We start from the raw sequence: 19,976 nt of genomic DNA on the forward strand, positions 1-19,976 counted from the left end.
CCAGGCCAGGCGGCGCCTGTAGCGCCTGGCCCCTAAAGCGGATAGATCAGGTGCGGGTCTGGCCGTGCTCGTCGAACACGTGGACGCGGGCGGGCGACACCTGCAGCGATACGGACTGGCCAATCGCCCAGTCCGTATCCGCATCGGCGCGCACCACCAGCGGCTCGTCGCCGCCCGGGACGTGCACATACAGATAGCTGATGTCGCCCAGTTTTTCCACCGCCTGCACGGTGGCCGTGATGGCGGCAGCGGCACCGGGCGCGCATGCCTGCACGTGCTCGGGGCGCGCGCCGACGGTGACGGGCATACCGCTGGCCAGCGGCTGCGTCAACGCCGCCTGCAGCATGCCGCCCGCATTCGTGGCGATGGTGGCCACGCCGTCGATATAGCTGTGGATCTTGCCTTTGAGGAAGTTCATGCGGGGCGAACCGAGGAAGCCGGCCACGAACAGGTTGGCGGGATGGTGGTACAACTCGAGCGGTGCACCCACCTGCTCAATGCGGCCCGCGTTGAGCACGACGATGCGGTCGGCCAGGGTCATCGCCTCGACCTGGTCATGCGTGACGTAAATCATGGTCGAGCGCAATTCGCGGTGCAGATTCGCCAGTTCGATGCGCATCTGCACGCGCAAGGAGGCGTCCAGGTTCGACAGCGGTTCGTCGAACAGGAAGACGTCGGGTTTGCGCACGATGGCGCGGCCGATGGCCACGCGCTGGCGCTGGCCGCCCGACAAGTCTTTCGGTTTGCGTTCGAGCAAAGGTTCGATGCGCAGGATTTGCGCGGCGCGCTGCACGGCGTCGGCAATTTGTACCTTGCTCATGCCGGCCAGTTTCAGGCCGAAGGCCATGTTCTGTGCCACGCTCATGTGCGGATACAGGGCGTAGCTCTGGAAGACCATGGCGATGCCGCGCTTGGCGGGCGGCACGTCGTTCATGCGCGTCTTGCCGATGAACAAGTCGCCGCCGCTGATTTCTTCCAGGCCGCAGATGCTGCGCAGCAAGGTCGATTTGCCGCAACCCGACGGGCCCACGAAGACCATGAATTCGCCATCGGCGATCTCCAGGTCGATGCCGTGCAGGGTTTGCACGTCGCCATATGCCTTCTTCAGGCCTGTTAACTTCAGTCCAGCCATGTCGTCCTCGTTCTCTCAATTTGGCCCCGCTGATGCGCGGGGCTCGTTATTGTAATTGGCGGCATGGCCGCCAAAGGGTACTGTTTAAGCGTGCGTGCCGAACCAGCCGCCATGCGGGGGCAGGCTGATCTGCTGGCCATCTTTACTGCCTGGCAAGCCGTGACCGGCCAGGCCGGCTGCTGGCCCCGAGTCAGGCCAGGCGAAGGTGACCGCCTCCGTGCCCAGGTTGAAGGCGGCCAGCACGGACGGCTGTCCCGGCAAGTCGCGGCGCAGGGCCAGCACGGGTTCCGGCGCATCGAAGAAGACGATATCGCCGCGCAGCAACTGCGGCAGGGTGCGGCGCCAGGCGAGTATGTTTTGCGCAAAGCACAGCGGCGAGCCGGCATCGTTTTCTTCCACATCGACGGCGCGCGCCAGATGCTCGGGCGGCACGGGCAACCAGGGTTTTGCCGAACTGAAGCCGCCATGCGGCGCATCGGCCACCCATGGCATCGGCGTGCGGCAGCCGTCGCGGCCCTTGAACTGGGGCCAGAACGGGATGCCGTACGGGTCTTGCAGCGCTTCGAAAGGAATGTCCGCTTCCGTCAGGGCCAGCTCGTCGCCCTGGTACAGGCAGGGCGTGCCTTTCAAGGCCGCCTGCACGGCCAGCACCACCTTGGCCAGCGACGGCGACGGGTTCTGGCCGCCCCAGCGCGTCATGACGCGCACGCTGTCGTGGTTGCCCACGGACCAGGAAGCCCAGCCGTCGGCCACTTGCGCCTCGAATTCTTCCACCTGCTTGCGGATATGCGCGGCGGAAAACTCGGCCGTCAGCAGGTTGAAACTGTAAGCCATGTGCAGCTTGTCGGCGCCCGTGTAGGCGGCCATCGTGGCCAGCGCATTGTCGTCGCCCACTTCGCCGATGGAAATGGCCTGGTATTCATCAAGGATGGCGCGCACGCGCTGGAGGTAGGCGATGTTTTCCGGCTGCGTCTTGTCGTACATGTGCGCCTGCATGCCGTACGGGTTGATGGCCGACACGCTGCTCGCATCGCGCTGCGCGGCGGGTGGATTGTCGCGCAGCAACTGGTCGTGGTAGGGGAAATTGCAGGAATCGAAGCGGAAACCGTCGACGCCGCGCTCGAGCCAGAAACGCAGGTTGTCCAGCTGCGCCTGCTGCACGGCAGGGTTGTGGAAGTTCAGGTCGGGCTGGCTGACGAGAAAATCGTGCAGGTAGTACTGGCCGCGGCGCGGCTCCCATTGCCAGGCGGAACCGCCGAACACGGAGAGCCAGTTGTTTGGCGGCGTGCCGTCCGGTTTCTGGTCGGCCCACACATACCAGTCGGCCTTGGGATTGTCGCGGCTGGAGCGGCTTTCCACGAACCACGGGTGGACGTCGGACGAGTGCGACAGCACCTGGTCGATCATCACTTTCAGGCCCAGTTCATGGGCGCGCGCCACCAGGCGGTCGAAATCGGCCAGGGTGCCGAACATGGGATCGACGTCGCAGAAGTCGGCCACGTCGTAGCCGAAGTCTTTCATCGGCGACGTGAAGAAGGGCGAGATCCAGACGATGTCGGCGCCCAGGGCGGCGATGTAATCGAGCTTGGAGGTGATGCCGGGCAAGTCGCCGATGCCGTCGCCATTGCTGTCGAGGAAGCTGCGTGGATAGACCTGGTAGATGACGGCGCTGCGCCACCAGTCGGCGGGCAGGTGGGCGAGATTGTTCTGGATGGTCGGCATGAATGATTTCTTAAAAGTGCCTGTAGCCGTGGCTATCAGGGCGGCGCTGCTGGTTGGTAGGCGAACGTCTTATTTTAAAATTCAAAGCGCTTTGGGTATGAAATGAGTATAGTTCAAAGCGCTTTGAAAAGTAAAGCGATACACGCGCCAGACATACGATTTTTTTATGAGGGTGATTCAGGAGGGCAAAACAGAGCGGAAGAGGGCGTTTTACGAAACCCCAAGCGGAGGCTGGGGTCGGACCCTGAGGGGGAATGCGTCCCAATGGGATGCATTCCAATGCAGTGACCGACCCCTGTAGTTTGCTCTAGGGGGAAATCAGGCGTGGATTACCGGCCCCGCCGATTCCCCCGGCAACAGTTCGCACGGCCACAGTTCCTGCAGGTCGGTGACGGGCGTGCCGTCCATCAGGGCCAGCAGCATGTGGATCATCTTCGCGCCGGCGCCGCGCGGGTCGGGCTGGACGACGGTGGTGACGTTGTGGCCAGCCAGGGAATCTTCCATCACGCCCCAGACGATCAGCGACATTTCGCGGCCGATGGCGATGCCCGCGTCGAGCAGGGCGCGCACGGCGCCCACGCCCGACATGTGGTTGTCGACGATGACGGCGGTGGGGCGGGGCGAGCGGGCCAGAAGGCGCTGCATGGCCTGGTAGCCGGCGCGGCGGTCGTGCGCATTGTCGACCAGGTTGTCGGGATCGATGGCCAGGCCGCCCGCCTGCATGGCGTGCTGGAAACTCTCGACGCGCTGGCGCACGAAGTTCAGGTCCGGCGTGGCGCTGATCAGGCCGATGCGCTGGTGGCCCAGCTGCGCCAGGCGCTCGACGGCCAGGCGCATGCCCGCTTCGTTGTCGTAGTCGAACCACGCATGCGGCTGGTTCAGCTGCGTGCGGCCATGCGCGACGAACGGCATGCCCTGCTGCGCCAGGTAGGCGATGCGCTCGTCGAACGGTTTCGTGCGCCCGACGATCAAGCCATCGATGCGGCGGCCCTTGACCATGCGTTCATACGTGTGGAATTCGTTGGTGGCCGAGGCGGGCGCGATCATCATGTCCATCTGCTGCGCTTCCAGCGCTTCGGACATGCCGCCCACGATGTCGATGAACATGGGGTCGGCCAGGTCGTTCGGCATCAGCGGGTAGATGATGCCGACGATGTTCGTACGCCCCACGGCCAGGCTGCGCGCCATGGGATTGGGGCGGTAGCCGGCCGCCTGCGCGGCGGCCAGCACCCGCTCGCGCGTGCGTTCGCTCACTTCCGGATAGCCATTCAAGGCGCGGCTGACGGTGGTTTCGGATATTCCTAGCGTTCTGGCGAGATTTTTGAGGTTCATGGATGCTGCGTATGGGGTGGGTCGGGAGCGATGCGGTGCGATGAAGGGTAGTTTATCTGATAAATGCCGGAATGATCAGGGGTATGACCTGCGGCGGCGGCGCCCAAAAAAATACGCGGGCAAACCCAGGGGCGCCCGCGCTAAAAGAGGATACTGCTGAATCACTACATTGAAGCTGCCGGCCATCGCGTGCAGCGGCGAAATGGTGGGTCCGGATATGACTTGCCCCTGAAAAAGCGGGCGGTGTTGCTGCCACCGGCAAGCGTCCGGGGACGCTTGCCGACGTTCTAGATGCCGGCGATTACCACCAGCTTTCCACCTGGAAGCCCATCGAGCTGCCATTGGTCTTGCCACCGAACACGCCCGTCGACGACAGCGCCGATTCCGCCGCGGCGGCCGACTGGGCTGCCTTGTTCCATTTGGCGTAGGTGTAGAAGGCGCGCAGCACGGGGCGCGACCAGAAGCTGTTGCCGGCCGACAGTTGCGGCGCGAAGGTCAGCTTGGTCAGGTTGCGGCTTTCGCCGCCTTCCGGCTTGACGATGTCGTGGCCCAGTTCCACGGCCAGGCTGTAGTTGTCCGTGAAGTGGTAGACGGGGCGCGCGCCGATCGACGTCCACTTGCTGCTCACGCCTGCCGTTTCCTTGTCTTCGTAGACGAAGGTACCCATGCCCGACCAGGAACCTTTGGGCTGGATCATGATTTGTTCCGTCAGGCGCACGACCTTGTCATCCTTGCTGGCGCCCAGGCTGAAGCCGCCCGTGTTGGCCGCGCTGCCTTTGCCGTACTGCAGTGCCACCTTGTTGAAGCCGCCCAGCAGATTGCCTTGCGTATGCATGATGGTCAGCAAGTGGCCGCTGGCGATGGGGGCTGCGCCTTGCGCGTTGCGTTTCTGGTTGAATTGCAGGCCCAAGGTCAGTTCGCCGTCCGGATTGACCTTGATGCCGGAAAAGCGCAAGTCGTGGGACAGGCCCATGCGCTTGCTGTCGCCATCGTCGGCCGTGCGCACGATGGCATAGGCCAGCTTGGCCGCGCCCAGGTCGATGTTTTCCAGGCCGGCGCCAGGGCCGCTGTTATTCCAGAAGTAGTAATCGGTGATGTGCACGTCCTGGCGGTCGTAGTAGCGCTTGCCGACCCAGGCGCGCGCTTCGGCGAAGGCGCCCGTGCCGATCTTGTCCGCCACCACGTTCATTTCGCGCCACGACGGGTCCGATTGTTCCCAGTCCTGGTTCTGGTTGACGGAGAACGCCACCAGGGTATTGATGCGGAAGGTGGTGCCGTTCGCTGCCTTGAAGGCTTCGCCGCCGAATTTCAGCTCGCCGTAGGTTTCGCACTCATTGCCCAGACGATATTTGGACGAGGCGCCGGCCAGGCCGAAACACGCTTCCTTGCCGCCTTCGCTGCTGGTACCGATGCCCGAGCGGATGTAACCGCCGAAGTCGATCGGCAGGGCTGCCTGGGCCGACGCGCTCAAGGCCATGAGCACTGCCGCTGGCAACGCTTTCAAGAAAAATTTGTTCATTGTGTCTCCAGTGTTTTTATAGATGTGGGATCGGCGCGCATCACTTTGCACAACCAAAGCGCTTTAACTATGTTTCAAAGCGCTTTGAGTATAGTTCAAAGCGCTTTGATAAGTAAACTCGTTTTGTTCTTGGCGTCGTTCGGAAACTTTGTGGGTGTTGCGGAGAAACATCAAAGGCGGGCGACGGCGCGTGGGCGCCGCCGTGTATGGCAGGAGGAGATCAGGAGGGAGTGTCGCAGGCGGGCAGGGTGGTCGAGTCCGTTGCGGCAAGGGCAGGATGCCGCAGGAAGACCAGAATCAGCAGGGCCGAGGTCGTCGTAATGCTGGCCAGCACATACAGCAAGTGGCGGAAGGCCGTGCCGTACGCTTGCGCCAGTTCGGCGGCGCCAGCCTGCGGCAGCAGGGTGGCCGCATGGCGCAGCTCGCCCAGCGCCAGGAAGGAGCCCGCGTGCGCCGCCTGTTCCGCTCCGATGCCGGCAAGGTCGGCGTGGCCCAGCGCCGCGACAGTAAACGTGCCCAGCAGCGCGCTGACGATGGCCAGCGCCAGGCCTTCGCCCGCCACCCTCGTCGTGTTAAAGATGCCGGCCGCCATGCCGGCCCGTTCGACGGGCACGACGCTGATGGCCAGACCATCCATCAAGCCCCAGGGCAGGCTGATGCCGCAACCGATCAGCAGCAGCGGCCCGATCAAGGTAGTGGGCGACTGGCCCGGCGCACACGTCGACAGCCACAGCAAGCCGCCCGCCGCCAGCAGCAGGCCGCTGGCGCAAATGTGCGCGGCGGCAAGGCGCTGCGCCGCCAGGCCGGCCAGGACCGGCAGCACCAGCATGGGCGCGGACAGGGCGATCATCATGCGTCCCGCCTCCAGCGCGCTGTAGCCTTCGATGCCGATGAAGCGGGCCGGCAGCAATACGAGCAGCACGACGAAGGAAAACGCGGGCGCGGCGGCCAGCAATTGCACGCCGGCAAAGGCGGGCAGGCGGAACAGGGTCAAGTCCAGCATGGGCCGCGCGGCGCGCCGTTCCACGCGGATGAACGCAGCCAGCAGCAAGGCCGCGCCACCGAACAGCCCCAGGCTGGCGGCGCTGGCCCAGCCTTTGTGCGGCGCCTGCAGCAAGCCATAGGTAAACAGGGAGAGCGCACCCGTAAACGTCAGGGCGCCGGGCCAATCGACGCCTTGCGCTTGCGGGTCGCGCGTTTCGCGCATGGCGCGCGCGGCGGCCAGCAGGGCGGCCAGGCCGGCCACGGCCGTGACGATGAAGATGGCGCGCCAGCCCGTATGCGTGATCAAGGTGCCGGCCAGGAAGGGGCCGAAGGCCAGGCCCGCGCCGAAGGCCGTGCCGATCAGGCTGAAGGCGCGCGCGCGGGCCGGGCCGTCGAATTCCTGCGCCAGGGCCGCCAGTCCGCTCGACAGGGCCATGGCGCAGCCCAGGCCCTGGACGGCGCGCAGCACGTCGAGCCACAGGATGGCGGGCGCGGCCGCCAAGGCCAGCGCGGCGGCGGAAAACACAGCCATGCCCAGCAAGAACACGCGCTTGCGGCCATAACGGTCGGCCAGCGCGCCGGCCACCATCAGGCAGCCGCCAAAGCTGAGCATGAAGGCATTCGTGATCCATGCCAGCGCCAGCGGCGTGCCGTGCAGGTCGGCGGCGATGGCGGGAATGGCGATGGCCGGCCCCGTAAAACTGAGCGGCATGCACAGCGCAGCGAGGCAGACGGCGGCCAGCACGAAGGCGCGCCGGGACGCGGAGGCAGGCTGCATGCGGTGATTCGTATCCATGGGAATGATTCCAGAAAGAGGGAATTCGATGATAATATGGATGCAATCCATGAGAAAGTGGCTGAAAATCCACTCATAACGGACAAATATTCCCTAATTGAGGTCGCATGGATAATTTGAACGGCATTGCCGCCTTCGTGCGCGCGGCGGAAACTTCCAGTTATGTGGCGGCCGGGCGGCTGCTCGGCGTATCGGCTTCGGCCGTGGGCAAGAGCGTGGCGCGGCTGGAAGAAAAGCTGGGCGTGCGCCTGCTCAACCGCAGCACGCGGCGCATCAGCCTGAGCAACGAGGGCGCGCTGTTTTACGAGCGCTGCCAGCGCATCCTGGCCGACCTCGGCGATGCCGAGGCGGAACTGTCGCACCTGGCCGAGGCGCCGCGCGGCAAGCTGCGCGTCAGCCTGCCCGTGATCGGCTACCGCATCATCCTGCCCCTGCTGGCCGACTTTACGCGCCAGTACCCGGAGATCGAGCTCGACCTCGATTTCAACGACCGCCTGGTCGACGTGGTGGCCGAGGGCGTCGACGTGGCCGTGCGCAGCGGAACGCTCACGGATTCGCGGCTGATGGCGCGCGAACTGGGGCCGTTTGCCTTTGCCATCGTCGGTTCTCCCGCGTACTTCGCCCGCCATGGCGTGCCGGCCTCGCCGCGCGCGCTGGAAGGGCACGCCTGCGTGCGCTATAAATTCCCCACCACGGGCAAGTTGCAGGAATGGGCGCTGCAGCGCGCCGAGGGCGACAGCGGCGGCGAGCTGCGCTTGCCGACCGCATTGACCTGCAACAATATCGAAGCCTTGATCGGTGCCGCCACGCAGGGCGTGGGTCTCGCCTATTTGCCTGACTTTATCGTGCGCGACGCCATCGCACGCGGTGAACTGCAAGCCGTGCTGGCCGACAGCTTGCTGTACTCGAGCAAGTTCTGGGTGCTGTGGCCGTCGAGCCGCCACCTGTCGCCCAAAATCCGTGTCTTTGTTGACCATCTGTGTACCCACCTGCATTTTTCCGCGTCCCCTCCCGACCCTGCATCCATCGCCTGATACCCCTGGCCCCCGCGCTGGCGGCGGGTTGGGGAATATTCCTACCCCAAAGCGATTAATCCTAATCCGCTAAATTTATATTTGCTGCGCCGCATCAAGCAATGCCGCACAGCATCAGCTTATGCCCTTCCTGAATATCAGTCATACGTTATTGAAATTGCCATAAGGAATTTATTTATGTTAATTTCATATCTGTTTCTGCAACATTGCATCGCTTCGGCGGTTGCCGGGACATGTGCAGGATTAGGCGCCATAAGCGTGTAGTAACCAACAATTAAGGGGTGACTGCCCCGTTCCGTTCAGGGAGTGTGCATGAAGACAGTGATGACGACGCCGCCGGATCCGGCGCCAGCCGCGACCGCGAAACCGGCCCGCAAAACGGGTTTGCTGCTGGGTGGCGGTGCACCAAATTCCACCCTGATCGCCGGCGCGCTGGCCGCTTTCCTCGATGAGGGCATCGAGTTCGACGTCATTTCCGCGTCCGGCGCGGGAGTGCTGATGGGTTTGCTTTACACGACGCCGCACGAGGCCACGCCGCGCCAGGCCTTGCAAAGCTGGGCCGACACGGGCGTGGCCGACAGCATCTACAAGATGATCCCGATCAACTACAAGGTATTCCAGAAGCCGGGCATGCACGCGAGCACCTTCCGCGACGCTTTCCAGCCGCCGGCCAACAATCCTTTTTTTCAGGCGTTCCAGCAAACGTTTGCGGGCGTGCCCACGGCCTGGTCGGACTGGGGCAAGCTGATGGTGTCGTCGCTGTCGCCATCGGACCTGTCCGCGAAAAGCCTGGGCCTGTGCGCGCATTTGCCCTTCCTGGAAAAAGCCGTCGACTTCTCGGGCGTGGCGCGCATGCGCCCCGATTTCTACATCAATGCCTACAACCTCAGCGAGCACCGCATGCAAATCTGGGGCAAGCACGAGATCGAGCCGATCCACGTGCGCGCCGCGCTGTCGTTTCCCTTCCTGTATGCGCCGACGACCATCGACGGCGACGATTACATCGAAGGCGCGGCCCTCGACACGCTCAATTTCGACCCGTTTATCGAAGGCAAGGGCGAGCACCATGACGCCGACACCCTGGTCATCCTCGACATCCTCGGCGACGAGCGCCTGTTGCGCAAGCCGCGCAACCTGTACGACGCCTGGGTGCGCTCCATCATCACGCCGCTGGTGAAGATTTCCAAGAGCGAGCTGCGCCTGTTTGAGCTTGAGCACAACACGGATGCGCGCACGGGCCAGCCCAAGCGGCGTCTGCTGAAGCTCGACTTGATGGGCGGCATCCCGGAACAGCACTGGCCCGACACCCTGGACTGGTCCAGCTCGAACATGCAACTGCTGTTCGACGTGGGCCACAAGGCGGGCCTGGCGTTTTGCCGCCAGCACGGCGACTTGCTGCGCCGCACGCCTGACGCAGCCCCGCTGGCGGCCTAAGCCCGCGCCGCCTGCAACCGGTCCTGGCCACCTGATCGGCAGCTACTCATCCCGCCTGGCCTTGCCAGGCCACCTTTTTACTGTGAAACACCATGAATATCACCAAGCAATTAATCCTGACCCTCACCATCGCCTTGCTGGCCCTGCTATTGCTGGGCGCCGGCGGCGCCATCCAGCTGCAGCGCGCCCAGGAACGTTTTGACACCGTGCAAAACCGCATCATTCCCAGCATCCAGGGCTTGAATGCGGCCAAGGGTTTCCTGGCCGATTCGCGCCTGGCCGGCTATCGCCTGTCCGTGTTTTCTAACCTGGCCGACAAGACGGCGCTGGACAAGGCCGTGGCCGACGCCAACACGAATTTCGACAAGGTCATCGCCACCTACCGCGCCGAGCGCCTGTACGACGCGACGGACAGCAAGATGCTTGACGCCGACCAGGCCGCCATGGAAGCGTACCGCCGCGCGCTGGTGCCATTCTTTGCCGCCGCCTACGCGGGCGACATGGATGGCGTGCGCGCCACTTTGCTGGCCGGCACGCCGCTGGCCATCACGGCCGCCGCCGCGAAAAAGAGCATGGATGACCATATCGCCTACAACAACAAGCTGGTCGACGATGTCAAAGCGGAAAGCCTGGCCGCCTACGACACGGCGTTCAACACCATGCTGGCCGTGCTGGGCGTGGCCGTGCTGTTGACGGGCGCGCTGGCCTGGCATATCTACCGCACCATCAGTGGCGGCCTGGGCAATATCGAACATACGCTGGAGAGAGTAAGCGCCTCGCTGGACCTGTCCGCCGCCATGCCCGTCGAGCGCATGGATGAAGTGGGCCGCACGGCCACCGCCTTCAACAAGTTTCTGGAGCGCATCGTCGGCGTGATCGCCACCGTGCGCGCCTCGGCCGATACGGTCAGCGTGGCGGCTGCGCAGATTTCCGCCGGCAACGCGGACCTGTCCGTGCGCACGGAGCAGCAGGCGTCGTCGCTGGAAGAAACGGCCTCCAGCCTGGAAGAGCTGACCTCGGCCGTGCGCCAGAATACGGACAATGCGCGCCAGGCGAACTCGCTGGCCGTGTCCGCCTCGGACGTGGCGCGCAAGGGCGGCGCCGTGGTGGCGCAAGTGGTCGGTACGATGGGCTCGATCAATGAATCGGCGAAGAAGATCGCCGACATTATCGGCGTGATCGACGGCATTGCCTTCCAAACCAATATTTTGGCGCTGAATGCGGCCGTCGAGGCGGCCCGCGCGGGCGAGCAGGGCCGTGGCTTCGCCGTGGTGGCAACGGAAGTGCGCAACCTGGCGCAGCGTTCGGCAGCGGCCGCCAAGGAAATCAAGGGCTTGATCGAGGATTCCGTGGATAAAGTCAACACGGGCAGCGCGCTGGTCGACCAGGCGGGCGCGACAATGGAAGAAATCGTCGCCAGCATCCGCCGCGTGACGGACATCATGGGCGACATCGCCAACGCCAGCCACGAGCAAAGCGCCGGCATCGAGCAAGTGAACCAGGCCATTTCGCAAATGGACCAGGTCACCCAGCAAAACGCGGCCCTGGTGGAAGAGGCGGCCGCCGCCGCATCCTCGCTGCAGGACCGCGCCGTCGAACTGGTCGATGTGGTGGCCGTATTCCGCCTGCGCGGCGATGCCAAGGAAAAATCATTGAAGGTGGCGGGCGGCTTGCCGGCCCCGGCAACGGCCCCGCGCCGCGCTGCGCAACCGGCGCGCCGCATGCTGGGATGAACTCGGGCATGCCGTATGTCAAAGCAGGTGCTGGAAGGCTTCCACACCTGCTTTGACGCATCGACGCCATATTCCCAAGTAAACGTTTTTTCTATTTATTAATCAATAATATAAATGGGATTTTGAAAAAGCTGGAAATGGCCTCGCCAAACGGTTTGGAGGGAAATTCAACGATGTTCCTCCCTGTTTTTTGACGAATCAGGTTCGCCAAATCGTGAATATCGCTGGCCTCATTTCCATGCAGGCGTCTGCCGTTTACTCCCCCCATCATGCCCGCAGAATGGATGGTTTCGAGGTCGTCTATATATGCCTGTCGTTGGACGTTGTTCATGTAGAGCGTCTGCTTATAGATTGATGACTTTGCAGCTTGTTCGTTTTCCGCATCCCAATCGAAGTCAACAAAGGCCAGAGCGGAGCAGAAGGTCAGATAAATAAGGAAAGCAGTCGATATTCTTTTCATTGAGAGGATGGTTTTAATCAGATTCAATCTGAAGATAAGGAAGGAATGCCATCAACGATAGCAAATTTTCCACATGGAAACATCACACATTGTCACATTCGCGTAAGCGCCAGGGTGCAAGCTTGGGTTATTCAAGCTGATGTGGAAATAAATATGGTGCCATGCCAAAGTTTCAGATATCGGTATCGCATTACGGTTGGCGGACCATTTTTTGAAAAACAGCTAACAGGCATGTTATATTATATAAGTTGCCTCTTGGAAATTTTATCCTCGGCCACGTTATATCAATTAACCACTTTTCTTTTCCGGCCGCCGATGACCTGCCCAGTGTGTAATGCCCAAAATTCAGCCATGAGTGCACGTTGCCTCGAATGTGGAACCATCCTTATACAGGAAGCAATTGCCCGTCCTGAAGCGTTGCAACAAACCGTGGACAATCTGGATCGGCGCATGTACATCGGCTACGGCGGCTTGGCAGGTTTCGTCGTTGGCATGGGCAGTTGGATGGTTATTTCTCAGGATGAGGCAGAGGTCAAAGGCTGGCTTTTGATCTCGGTCATGACGGGCGCCGCACTGGGCCGTTTTATTGCATGGCGCAGGCGCAATACGCTTGAGTAAATTCGAGCGAACTACCTGCGGCTGTTCTTGACGGGTAGCGGCGATGTCGTGAAACGTAATAAGCAAACGTAATAAGCAAACGTAAGAAGCAAACGGCTTGTCGGCAATTTCTAAGTAATCCTCGGGAAATTAGTGTGAATTTATGACAAACAGAACCGGATGCTGTGCAAGGCGCTCGCTGCGACGCAGTGCGGGCACTGCTAGCAGTGAGCAACGCCGCAGAGCGCCGGTTATGGCAGTCAGAAATCACAATAATTTATTGGGGGTTACTTAGCGCGTCGGCATGGCCCTCCTGATCAGGCACGGCGTTCGCTGTTCATGCGGACGACGCTGCGCCATTCGCTGCCCCAGGTCAATTCCTCGCAAACTGCCGCGTCAAATTAACGTGCCCTTCCCGTCATGATGGAATACAATTCTTGCGTGGCAGCCAGCTTGCCTGGCAAGGCCGGGCACGGCGCCTTTGACCTCGGAAAGATGTTGGCTTATGACTCTGCAGTTCCCCCAGCGAACGGCGCCGTGTGCGCCATCCACGCTCCGTATTTCACGCAAGCCCCTCGTTTCCCTGTTCGTCCTGACGTTGTCGTCTCTGCTGGTCATGGCGCCCGTCATGGCGGCCGCGCCTGCCAGCAGCAGCGTCATGCTGGAAGAACTGACCAGCACGGAGTTGCGCAGCCGTATCGACCACGGCGCCACCACCGTGCTCGTGCCGATCGGCGGCGTCGAGCAGAGCGGGCCGTATATCGCGCTGGGCAAGCACAATGTGCGCGCCGGCTTGCTGGCGCGCCAGATCGCACAGCAGCTGGGTAACACCATCGTCGCCCCCGTCGTTTCCTACGTGCCGGAAGGCGCGATTTCGCCACCGGCCGGCCATATGCGCTTTGCCGGCACGATTTCGATACCGCCGGCCGCCTTCGAAGCCGTTCTGGAAGGGGCCGCCGCCAGCCTGCGTCAGCATGGCTTCCGCGACATCATTTTCCTTGGCGATCACGGTGGTTACCAGAAGAACGAGCAAAACGTGGCGAATAAACTCAACCGCGCCTGGGGCAAGACACCTGCGGGCAAGGAAGCGCGCGCCTACGCCTTGCTCGATTACTATGACATCACGCAATCGGCCTATATTGCCGAACTGCAGAAGCGCGGCCACAGCAGCGCCGAGATCGGCCTGCATGCGGGCTTGGCGGACGCGGCCTTGATGCTGGCGACGGACCCGTCGCTCGTGCGCAGCGAGGCCATGGCGCACGGACCGAAGCCCGGCGTGGCGGACGGCGTGCGCGGCGACGCGACGCGGGCAACAAAGGAGCTGGGCCAGATCGGTATCAAGCTGCAGGTGGACACCTCGGTGGCCGCCATCAAGCAATTGCTGCAACGAAATAAGTAAATCTTCCGCTGGACGTGTTGAACTTCCGGCTTTTGCAACGAAATGACGCGAAAACACATGAAAAAATCTCAACGACGCACCATCGTCACCTTGTCCGCCCTGGCTGCCGCACTGGCCGGCCTGGGCGTGGCCAGCCAGGTCATCGGCGCCAGCACGCCGGCCCCGGCCGCTGTCGCCGCGGCGCCGGCGGCCGCCTATTCGCCGCTGCCGGGCATGCCGCCGCTGGTGGACCCGAAAAACGTGTACGGCAGCATCGCCAGCAGCAATATGAGCCCCGTCGTCAAGGATCACCTGCGCCGGGTCTATGTGCCGAACCTGCGCTCGAACGACGTCTACGTGATCGACCAGGACAGCCTGAAAGTGGTCGACAAGTTCAAGGTCGGCAGCGGCCCGCAGCACGTCGTGCCGTCGTGGGACTTGCGCACCCTGTGGGTGGCGAACAATGCCGAGCGCACGGACAAGGGCAGCCTGACGCCAGTCGACCCCTTGACGGGCAAGCCGGGCAAGGAAGTGCCCGTCGATGATCCCTACAATATGTATTTCACGCCGGACGGCAAGTCGGCCATCGTCGTGGCCGAAGCGCGCCACCGCCTCGATTTCCGCGATCCGAAAACCATGGCGGTGCAGTATTCGATCGATACGCCCCAGTGCGGCGGCATCAACCATGCGGATTTCTCGAACGATGGCCGCTACGCCATGTTCACCTGCGAATTCGACGGCACCATCGCCAAGATCGACCTGGTGGGCCGCAAGGTCGACGGTTACCTGAAATTGCAGATGCCGGCCAAGCGCTTTGCCGAGTCCGGCCCCGTGGGCGGCCCGGCGAATGAAATCTGCAGCGTCAAGAAGGGCATGCCGCAAGACATACGCATCTCGCCGGACGGCAAGAAATTCTTTATCGCCGACATGGACGCCGACGGCGTGCACATCGTCGATGGCGCCACCCTGAAGGAAATCGGCTTCATCCAGACGGGCGTGGGTGCGCACGGCCTGTACCCGAGCCGCGATGGTAAAAAGCTGTACGTGGCCAACCGCGGCACGCACCGCATCCACGGCAAGCCGAAGGGTAAGGGCAGCGTCAGCGTGATCGATTTCGCCACGGAAAAAGTCGTGTCGAACTGGCCGATTCCCGGCGGCGGCAGCCCCGACATGGGCAATGTGAGCGCCGACGGCAAGTATCTGTGGCTGTCCGGCCGTTTTGACGACGTGGTGTACCGCATCGATACGAACAGCGGCGACGTGTCCAAAGTGAAAGTCGGCCAGGAACCGCACGGTCTGACCGTCTGGCCGCAGCCGGGCCGCTATTCGCTGGGCCATACGGGCAATCTGCGCTAAGCGGGGGGCGCATGGAAATCGATTCGCTGGAGCAACTGCGCGCGCATTATCCGCCCGCGCAGGGGCGGGCGCTGAGCAAGCAGCTCGACCACCTCGACCCGCATTGCATCGCCTTCATCGGGCTGTCGCCGTTCGCCGTGCTGGCCACGGGCGGGGCTGGCGGCCAGCTCGACGCCTCGCCGCGCGGCGGCGCGCCCGGTTTCGTGCATGTGCTCGATGCCCATACCCTGCTGCTGCCCGATGCCAAGGGCAATAACCGCCTGGACAGTTTCAGCAATATTGCCGAGACGGGCAGGGCGGGACTGCTGTTCATGATTCCCGGCGTCGATGAAACCTTGCGCGTGAATGGCGAGGCCAGCCTCAGCGACGATGCGGCGCTGCTGGCGTATTTTGCCGGCGAGCGCAACCCGCCGCGCCTGCTCATGCGCCTGCGCGTGGCCGAGGCTTATCTGCACTGCGCCAAGGCCCTCATGCGTTCGCGCCTATGGGATAGCACGGCCCAGGTCGAACGCTCCGTCTTGCCGACGATGGGCCGGATGATCGGGGACCAGACGGGCAGTATTGGCCCGCTGGAAACACAGGAGCAGATGCTTGCCCGCTACGCGCAGGATCTGTAGCTTTGCTTGCCTAAAAGGCAATGCTGGCGCATACTGTGCTTCCTTTCCCACTACCTGCAAGGAGCGCCATCATGATTCTTGATCACATCGGTTTGACTGTCAGCGATGCACAGGCCAGCAAGGCTTTCTTTTCCGCCGCCCTGGCGCCCCTGGGCGTCTCGGTGGTGATGGAAGAGCAGGGCTGGGTTGGCATGGGCAAGGATGGCAAGCCCGATTTCTGGTTCGGCGTGGGCGGCGCGGCGCATGCCGGCATGCATCTCGCCTTCGCGGCCGACAACCGCGCCCAGGTGGACGCGTTCTACAAGGCCGCGCTGGAAGCGGGCGGCAAGGACAATGGCGCGCCCGGCATCCGCGCCATCTATCACCCGAATTACTATGGCGCTTTCGTGCTGGGGCCCGATGGCCACAATGTCGAAGCCGTCTGCCACCGTCCCGAGCCTTGATGCCGGGCATTACCTGAAGAGAGCAGCATGAAGCACAGCGCCACCCTGTTTGCCGATGATGCCGGCCGCTATGCCTACGTCAAAGCGGGTTTCTCCTGGCCGGCCCTGTTCCTGGGCTCGTTCTGGGCCGTCGCCAAGCGCCGCTGGTGGCTGGTGCTGCTCATGTTGGCAATGGATGCGTGCCTGTGGTTTGGCAGCCATCTCGCCACCGAAATGCGCATCGGCCCGATGATGCTGCTGATGGCCGGCGCGGAACTCAGTTACCTGCTGGCGCGCGGCTGGTACGGCAACCGCTGGCTGGAAGCGTCGCTGCGCAGCCATGGCTACAAGCCCGTCGTGCCGGGCACGGGCGCCGCTGGCTGAGCTTGCCTGACACAGATTTCCCTTTCCGTTACTGACGTTTGCCAAGAGCAAGCCGTCCAGCCCAAACTTTTTGCGCAGCCTAGCGCACCTTTGATCCAGATCATGCCTCACCTGCGGTGCTCACGTAGCCTTGGGACTCGCGTTGCAAAGCATCTTCCCACCAATCGGATATGTTTTTTCGCGTTTCGTGGCGTAGCCCGGCTGTCTGTCTCACCGTTCGACAGCCGGTGGTATCGCCATCTGTTTATGTCCACCCAACCGCTATTAATGAGGAACTCCATGTATCCATATTCCCGTAGTGTTACCCCCGCCGCCAAAAATCACCTGGAAGCGCAGCTGGCTTTCTTCAATGGCCTGTCGAAGTCGCTGTTTCAATCGATGCAGCATTTCAGTGACCTGAACATGCAACTGGCGCAAGGCTTGCTGGAAGAAAGCACGGTCACCAGCCAGAACCTGTTGACGGTCGAGCGCGCCGAAGATGTATTCCAGGTGGCCGCCGCCTCGGGCCAGCCAGCCGCCGAGCAACTGCGCAAGTATCAGCAACAGGTGTCGCGCCTGGCTGCCGATACGCAGGTCGAACTGGCCAATGTGGCAGAGCGTCATGTGAATGAAACGAGCCGTACCGCCAAGGCACTGGCTGAAGAAGTGGCCCGCACCGCTTCGGAAGAAACGGAGAAAAACGTGCGCAAGCAGCAGGAAGCGATGCAGCGCATGGCCGAACCGTTCCAGGCCTATCAGCAAAACGGCGCTAACCGCGACCAGCAGCGCGGTGCGCAAAGCCGTGACGGTCAAAGCCTGCAAAGCGCCAGCCACCAGGGCAGCCAGCAGTCGTCCGGCAGCGAAAGCTCGGCCAGCGGCAGCGCATCGCAAGCGGGCTCCGCTCAAAGCAAGAGCAGCAGCGCCAGCCGTAAAGAGTAAGTACGAAGCTGCTTGCAGCTGAGCCGCATCGCGAGGGCCGAGCCTTGCTATGCGGCCAGCCGGCACGCGGCATTGTGCGTATTGGTTTGGGCAGAGCGCCCGCCCTTCACGGGGCGGGCGTTTTGTCGTATGCGTGCAGCTCCGGGGCTGGCGTGCCTGAGCCAGGTGAGCGGGGCGGCAAGGCTGGCCCTGCCGGCGAGCCAGTATCTGACAAGACTGCGGGCAAGACCGCTGACGAGACCGCGTTGCCGGCGCCACTGTTCGCATCGATGAAGGCGCTGACGGCGTCCAGCGTGGGCGCCAGCCTGCGCAACGGGGCGGCCAGCGTGGCGACCAGGGTGGCGTGGCCCACATGGTCGAAATAGGTTTCCGTCACGGACCGGTGCAGCGCGCGCAAGGCACTGGCCAGGCCGCCTGTGTTGCGTTGTGGATCGACCAGCTTGTCCTTGCCGGGCTTTGGAGCGATCAGCAGGGCGGGAGGGGCGTCGGCCGTCACGTGGTGGATGGGCTGCGAAGCGGCGGGCGTGTCCGGGTAAAAGAACACGGGCCGGGTGATGGTGTTTTCGATCGGCAGGAAATCATAGGGGCCGGCCAGGCCTATCCAGCCCCGCAAGTCGTGCGGACGCATGCCATGGCGCGCCAGCAGGCTGGCGTCGAGCGCCAGCATGGCCGCATTGTAGGCGCCGGCGCTATGGCCCATGACAAACAAGCGCGTCGGGTCGCCGCCATGGCGGCTCGATTCCATCGCGGCCCAGGCCACGGCGCGGGCCGCATCCTGCAATATCTCGGGGTAATGCACGTCCGGATACAGCCGGTAGTCGGCGATCACGGCCAGGTAGCCGCGCGCCGCGAGCGCGTGGCCGACGAAGGCATAGTCGGCGCGCTCGCCCGTCGTCCAGTTGCCGCCATAAAAGAACACGACCACGGGCACGGGTCCCGTGCGGGTCTTGGGCGCGTACACATCGAGTTTCTGCCGTGGCAGGGGGCCGTAGGCCAGGCCGCGCGTCACGTGCGAGGTGCTGCCGGATGACAAGGCATTGATGGCGGTCAAGGGCGAGCAGGCGGCCAGGCCGGCAGCGAGCGGGATGGCCGCCAGCAAACCGAGCAGGGTGGTGCGCAGGATCGTCATGCGGGCTCCCGATGGTGATGGTGGATGCTTGCAGTGTAGGCCAGGCTGGGCAGGGTGCACACGGGGAAGTTGCTGTTTGGTATAGATAAATGTTGCATGCGTCAATCAATCCTGTAACAGCCATTTGCGCGCCGTGGCGATGACGGCGTCCGACAGGGTGCGCGTGAGGGGGGTCTGGATATCCCAGGCATGCCAGGTCAGGGGCACGTCGAGCGCCTGCCCGGCCGCCACGTCGACCAGCCTGCCAGCGGCCAGCGCCGTTTCCGCCTGCAGCAAGGGCACCATGCCATAAGCATAGCCCGCTTCGATGAAGCGTACGAAGTCGCGCGCCGAACCGAGCACATGGTGCGGATAGCGGCCCGTGTAGCCGAGGCGGTGCTGCAGGTAGCGTTCGTGCAGCGCATCCTTGCTGCCAAAGGTGATGGCGGGCGCCTGGCTGACGGCTTCCACCGTAAAACCATGGGGAAACCACTGCTGCGCGAATGCGGGGGACGCCACGCACAGATAGCGCATGCCGCCCAGCGGCGTGGCCGTGGTGCCGGCCACCAGGTCGTTGGCGCTGGTGACGCAGGCAAACACGCGTCCTTCGCGCAGCTGGCTCAAGGTATGGTCCTGGTCGTCGAGGCGGATATCGAGCAGGCAGGACGGCGGCGACAGCAGCGGCCCCAGCGCTTCCGGTATCCACGTGGCGGCGCTGTCGGCATTGACGGCGATGGCCAGCGCCGGCAATTGCGTCGTGGGGCCGGGCTGGGCGTCGAGCGCCGCTTCGAGCAGCTTGACTTGCCGGTAGTGGGCGATCAGGCGCTGGCCCGCTTCCGTCGGCAGGGGCGGGTGGCTGCGGATGATCAATAACGTGCCTTCCAGGTTTTCCAGGGTGCGGATGCGCTGCGACACGGCCGGCTGGCTGATCGCCAGCGCCTGCGCGGCCTTTTCAAAGCTGCCCAGGCCGATCACGGCGTCGAGGGCTGCCAATCCACGGTAATCGACGACGCGCATAAGTTTCTCTTATATATGTTTAGAATCATTCAT

18 protein-coding genes are annotated in these 19,976 nt (G+C 63.2%); 10 read left to right on the top strand and 8 right to left on the bottom strand.

Annotated features, from left to right (window positions below):
- Nucleotides 1-46: 46 nt before the first annotated feature.
- The 5 genes from AC1Q6X_RS24505 to AC1Q6X_RS24525 all read right to left on the bottom strand — a co-directional run bounded on the left by AC1Q6X_RS24505 (nt 47) and on the right by AC1Q6X_RS24525 (nt 7,485).
- The gene (locus AC1Q6X_RS24505; protein WP_492498660.1) at nt 47-1,132 is read right to left on the bottom strand and encodes an ABC transporter ATP-binding protein; all 1,086 of its coding nucleotides are present in this window, start codon (nt 1,130-1,132) and stop codon (nt 47-49) included.
- A gap of 84 nt (nt 1,133-1,216) precedes the next feature.
- A complete protein-coding gene (locus AC1Q6X_RS24510; RefSeq protein WP_492498661.1) occupies nt 1,217-2,854 on the bottom strand; it encodes an alpha-amylase family glycosyl hydrolase in 1,638 nt (545 codons plus the stop codon).
- 318 nt (nt 2,855-3,172) lie between these two features.
- On the bottom strand, nt 3,173-4,186 hold the full coding sequence (locus tag AC1Q6X_RS24515) for a substrate-binding domain-containing protein (RefSeq protein WP_121669083.1): 1,014 nt from the start codon (nt 4,184-4,186) through the stop codon (nt 3,173-3,175).
- A gap of 301 nt (nt 4,187-4,487) precedes the next feature.
- Nucleotides 4,488-5,705, bottom strand: a complete 1,218-nt coding sequence (locus tag AC1Q6X_RS24520; protein ID WP_070218271.1) for a maltoporin — start codon at nt 5,703-5,705, stop codon at nt 4,488-4,490.
- A 220-nt stretch (nt 5,706-5,925) separates the two neighbouring features.
- Nucleotides 5,926-7,485 (bottom strand): MFS transporter, encoded by a 1,560-nt coding sequence (locus tag AC1Q6X_RS24525; RefSeq protein WP_492498662.1) that lies wholly within the window; start codon nt 7,483-7,485, stop codon nt 5,926-5,928.
- Between the two features lie 107 nt (nt 7,486-7,592).
- On the opposite strand from AC1Q6X_RS24525, the gene AC1Q6X_RS24530 reads away from it, so the two are divergent.
- The 3 genes from AC1Q6X_RS24530 (at nt 7,593) to AC1Q6X_RS24540 (ending at nt 11,686) form a co-directional block, all read left to right on the top strand.
- Entirely contained in the window at nt 7,593-8,519 is a 927-nt protein-coding gene (locus tag AC1Q6X_RS24530; protein ID WP_099408719.1) for a LysR family transcriptional regulator, read from the top strand.
- A 312-nt stretch (nt 8,520-8,831) separates the two neighbouring features.
- Nucleotides 8,832-9,953: a patatin-like phospholipase family protein gene (locus tag AC1Q6X_RS24535; protein WP_409026680.1), complete on the top strand. Its 1,122-nt coding sequence runs from the start codon at nt 8,832-8,834 to the stop codon at nt 9,951-9,953.
- A gap of 92 nt (nt 9,954-10,045) precedes the next feature.
- On the top strand, nt 10,046-11,686 hold the full coding sequence (locus tag AC1Q6X_RS24540; protein WP_070311955.1) for a methyl-accepting chemotaxis protein: 1,641 nt from the start codon (nt 10,046-10,048) through the stop codon (nt 11,684-11,686).
- Between the two features lie 91 nt (nt 11,687-11,777).
- Here the strand turns inward: AC1Q6X_RS24540 and AC1Q6X_RS24545 are convergent, their stop codons facing one another.
- Nucleotides 11,778-12,146 (bottom strand): hypothetical protein, encoded by a 369-nt coding sequence (locus AC1Q6X_RS24545; protein WP_492498664.1) that lies wholly within the window; start codon nt 12,144-12,146, stop codon nt 11,778-11,780.
- A gap of 45 nt (nt 12,147-12,191) precedes the next feature.
- On the opposite strand from AC1Q6X_RS24545, the gene AC1Q6X_RS24550 reads away from it, so the two are divergent.
- From AC1Q6X_RS24550 to AC1Q6X_RS24580, 7 genes are all read left to right on the top strand, one after another.
- A complete protein-coding gene (locus AC1Q6X_RS24550; RefSeq protein WP_492498665.1) occupies nt 12,192-12,764 on the top strand; it encodes a hypothetical protein in 573 nt (190 codons plus the stop codon).
- Between the two features lie 484 nt (nt 12,765-13,248).
- Nucleotides 13,249-14,142, top strand: coding sequence for a creatininase family protein (locus AC1Q6X_RS24555; protein ID WP_492498667.1), 894 nt, complete (start codon nt 13,249-13,251; stop codon nt 14,140-14,142).
- Nucleotides 14,143-14,199: 57 nt separating this feature from the next.
- Nucleotides 14,200-15,477, top strand: a complete 1,278-nt coding sequence (locus tag AC1Q6X_RS24560) for a YncE family protein (RefSeq protein ID WP_070218263.1) — start codon at nt 14,200-14,202, stop codon at nt 15,475-15,477.
- Nucleotides 15,478-15,488: 11 nt separating this feature from the next.
- On the top strand, nt 15,489-16,094 hold the full coding sequence (locus tag AC1Q6X_RS24565; RefSeq protein WP_492498668.1) for a pyridoxamine 5'-phosphate oxidase family protein: 606 nt from the start codon (nt 15,489-15,491) through the stop codon (nt 16,092-16,094).
- Between the two features lie 71 nt (nt 16,095-16,165).
- On the top strand, nt 16,166-16,537 hold the full coding sequence (locus tag AC1Q6X_RS24570; protein WP_205602343.1) for a VOC family protein: 372 nt from the start codon (nt 16,166-16,168) through the stop codon (nt 16,535-16,537).
- 27 nt (nt 16,538-16,564) lie between these two features.
- The gene (locus tag AC1Q6X_RS24575; RefSeq protein WP_070312362.1) at nt 16,565-16,900 is read left to right on the top strand and encodes a hypothetical protein; all 336 of its coding nucleotides are present in this window, start codon (nt 16,565-16,567) and stop codon (nt 16,898-16,900) included.
- A gap of 279 nt (nt 16,901-17,179) precedes the next feature.
- Complete coding sequence (locus AC1Q6X_RS24580) at nt 17,180-17,818, top strand: phasin family protein (protein ID WP_070218260.1); 639 nt, start codon at nt 17,180-17,182, stop codon at nt 17,816-17,818.
- A gap of 106 nt (nt 17,819-17,924) precedes the next feature.
- Here the strand turns inward: AC1Q6X_RS24580 and AC1Q6X_RS24585 are convergent, their stop codons facing one another.
- Nucleotides 17,925-18,947 carry an alpha/beta hydrolase gene (locus tag AC1Q6X_RS24585; protein WP_492498669.1) on the bottom strand — a complete coding sequence of 341 codons (1,023 nt, stop codon included), beginning with the start codon at nt 18,945-18,947 and terminating at the stop codon, nt 17,925-17,927.
- A gap of 105 nt (nt 18,948-19,052) precedes the next feature.
- The gene (locus tag AC1Q6X_RS24590) at nt 19,053-19,943 is read right to left on the bottom strand and encodes a LysR family transcriptional regulator ArgP (protein WP_035817600.1); all 891 of its coding nucleotides are present in this window, start codon (nt 19,941-19,943) and stop codon (nt 19,053-19,055) included.
- Nucleotides 19,944-19,976: the final 33 nt, after the last annotated feature.

It is taken from the genome of Janthinobacterium sp. GW823-FHT06H09 (assembly GCF_058794735.1).

What these genes read in the sequence shown, in the direction of transcription:
- AC1Q6X_RS24505 (WP_492498660.1), bottom strand. Translation starts at nt 1,132, where the DNA reads ATGGCTGGACTGAAGTTAACAGGCCTGAAGAAGGCATATGGCGACGTG.
- AC1Q6X_RS24590 (WP_035817600.1), bottom strand. Translation starts at nt 19,943, where the DNA reads ATGCGCGTCGTCGATTACCGTGGATTGGCAGCCCTCGACGCCGTGATC.
- AC1Q6X_RS24585 (WP_492498669.1), bottom strand. Translation starts at nt 18,947, where the DNA reads ATGACGATCCTGCGCACCACCCTGCTCGGTTTGCTGGCGGCCATCCCG.
- AC1Q6X_RS24570 (WP_205602343.1), top strand. Translation starts at nt 16,166, where the DNA reads ATGATTCTTGATCACATCGGTTTGACTGTCAGCGATGCACAGGCCAGC.
- AC1Q6X_RS24565 (WP_492498668.1), top strand. Translation starts at nt 15,489, where the DNA reads ATGGAAATCGATTCGCTGGAGCAACTGCGCGCGCATTATCCGCCCGCG.
- AC1Q6X_RS24525 (WP_492498662.1), bottom strand. Translation starts at nt 7,485, where the DNA reads ATGGATACGAATCACCGCATGCAGCCTGCCTCCGCGTCCCGGCGCGCC.
- AC1Q6X_RS24550 (WP_492498665.1), top strand. Translation starts at nt 12,192, where the DNA reads ATGCCATCAACGATAGCAAATTTTCCACATGGAAACATCACACATTGT.
- AC1Q6X_RS24560 (WP_070218263.1), top strand. Translation starts at nt 14,200, where the DNA reads ATGAAAAAATCTCAACGACGCACCATCGTCACCTTGTCCGCCCTGGCT.
- AC1Q6X_RS24545 (WP_492498664.1), bottom strand. Translation starts at nt 12,146, where the DNA reads ATGAAAAGAATATCGACTGCTTTCCTTATTTATCTGACCTTCTGCTCC.
- AC1Q6X_RS24540 (WP_070311955.1), top strand. Translation starts at nt 10,046, where the DNA reads ATGAATATCACCAAGCAATTAATCCTGACCCTCACCATCGCCTTGCTG.
- AC1Q6X_RS24520 (WP_070218271.1), bottom strand. Translation starts at nt 5,705, where the DNA reads ATGAACAAATTTTTCTTGAAAGCGTTGCCAGCGGCAGTGCTCATGGCC.
- AC1Q6X_RS24535 (WP_409026680.1), top strand. Translation starts at nt 8,832, where the DNA reads ATGAAGACAGTGATGACGACGCCGCCGGATCCGGCGCCAGCCGCGACC.
- AC1Q6X_RS24555 (WP_492498667.1), top strand. Translation starts at nt 13,249, where the DNA reads ATGACTCTGCAGTTCCCCCAGCGAACGGCGCCGTGTGCGCCATCCACG.
- AC1Q6X_RS24580 (WP_070218260.1), top strand. Translation starts at nt 17,180, where the DNA reads ATGTATCCATATTCCCGTAGTGTTACCCCCGCCGCCAAAAATCACCTG.
- AC1Q6X_RS24530 (WP_099408719.1), top strand. Translation starts at nt 7,593, where the DNA reads ATGGATAATTTGAACGGCATTGCCGCCTTCGTGCGCGCGGCGGAAACT.
- AC1Q6X_RS24515 (WP_121669083.1), bottom strand. Translation starts at nt 4,186, where the DNA reads ATGAACCTCAAAAATCTCGCCAGAACGCTAGGAATATCCGAAACCACC.
- AC1Q6X_RS24575 (WP_070312362.1), top strand. Translation starts at nt 16,565, where the DNA reads ATGAAGCACAGCGCCACCCTGTTTGCCGATGATGCCGGCCGCTATGCC.
- AC1Q6X_RS24510 (WP_492498661.1), bottom strand. Translation starts at nt 2,854, where the DNA reads ATGCCGACCATCCAGAACAATCTCGCCCACCTGCCCGCCGACTGGTGG.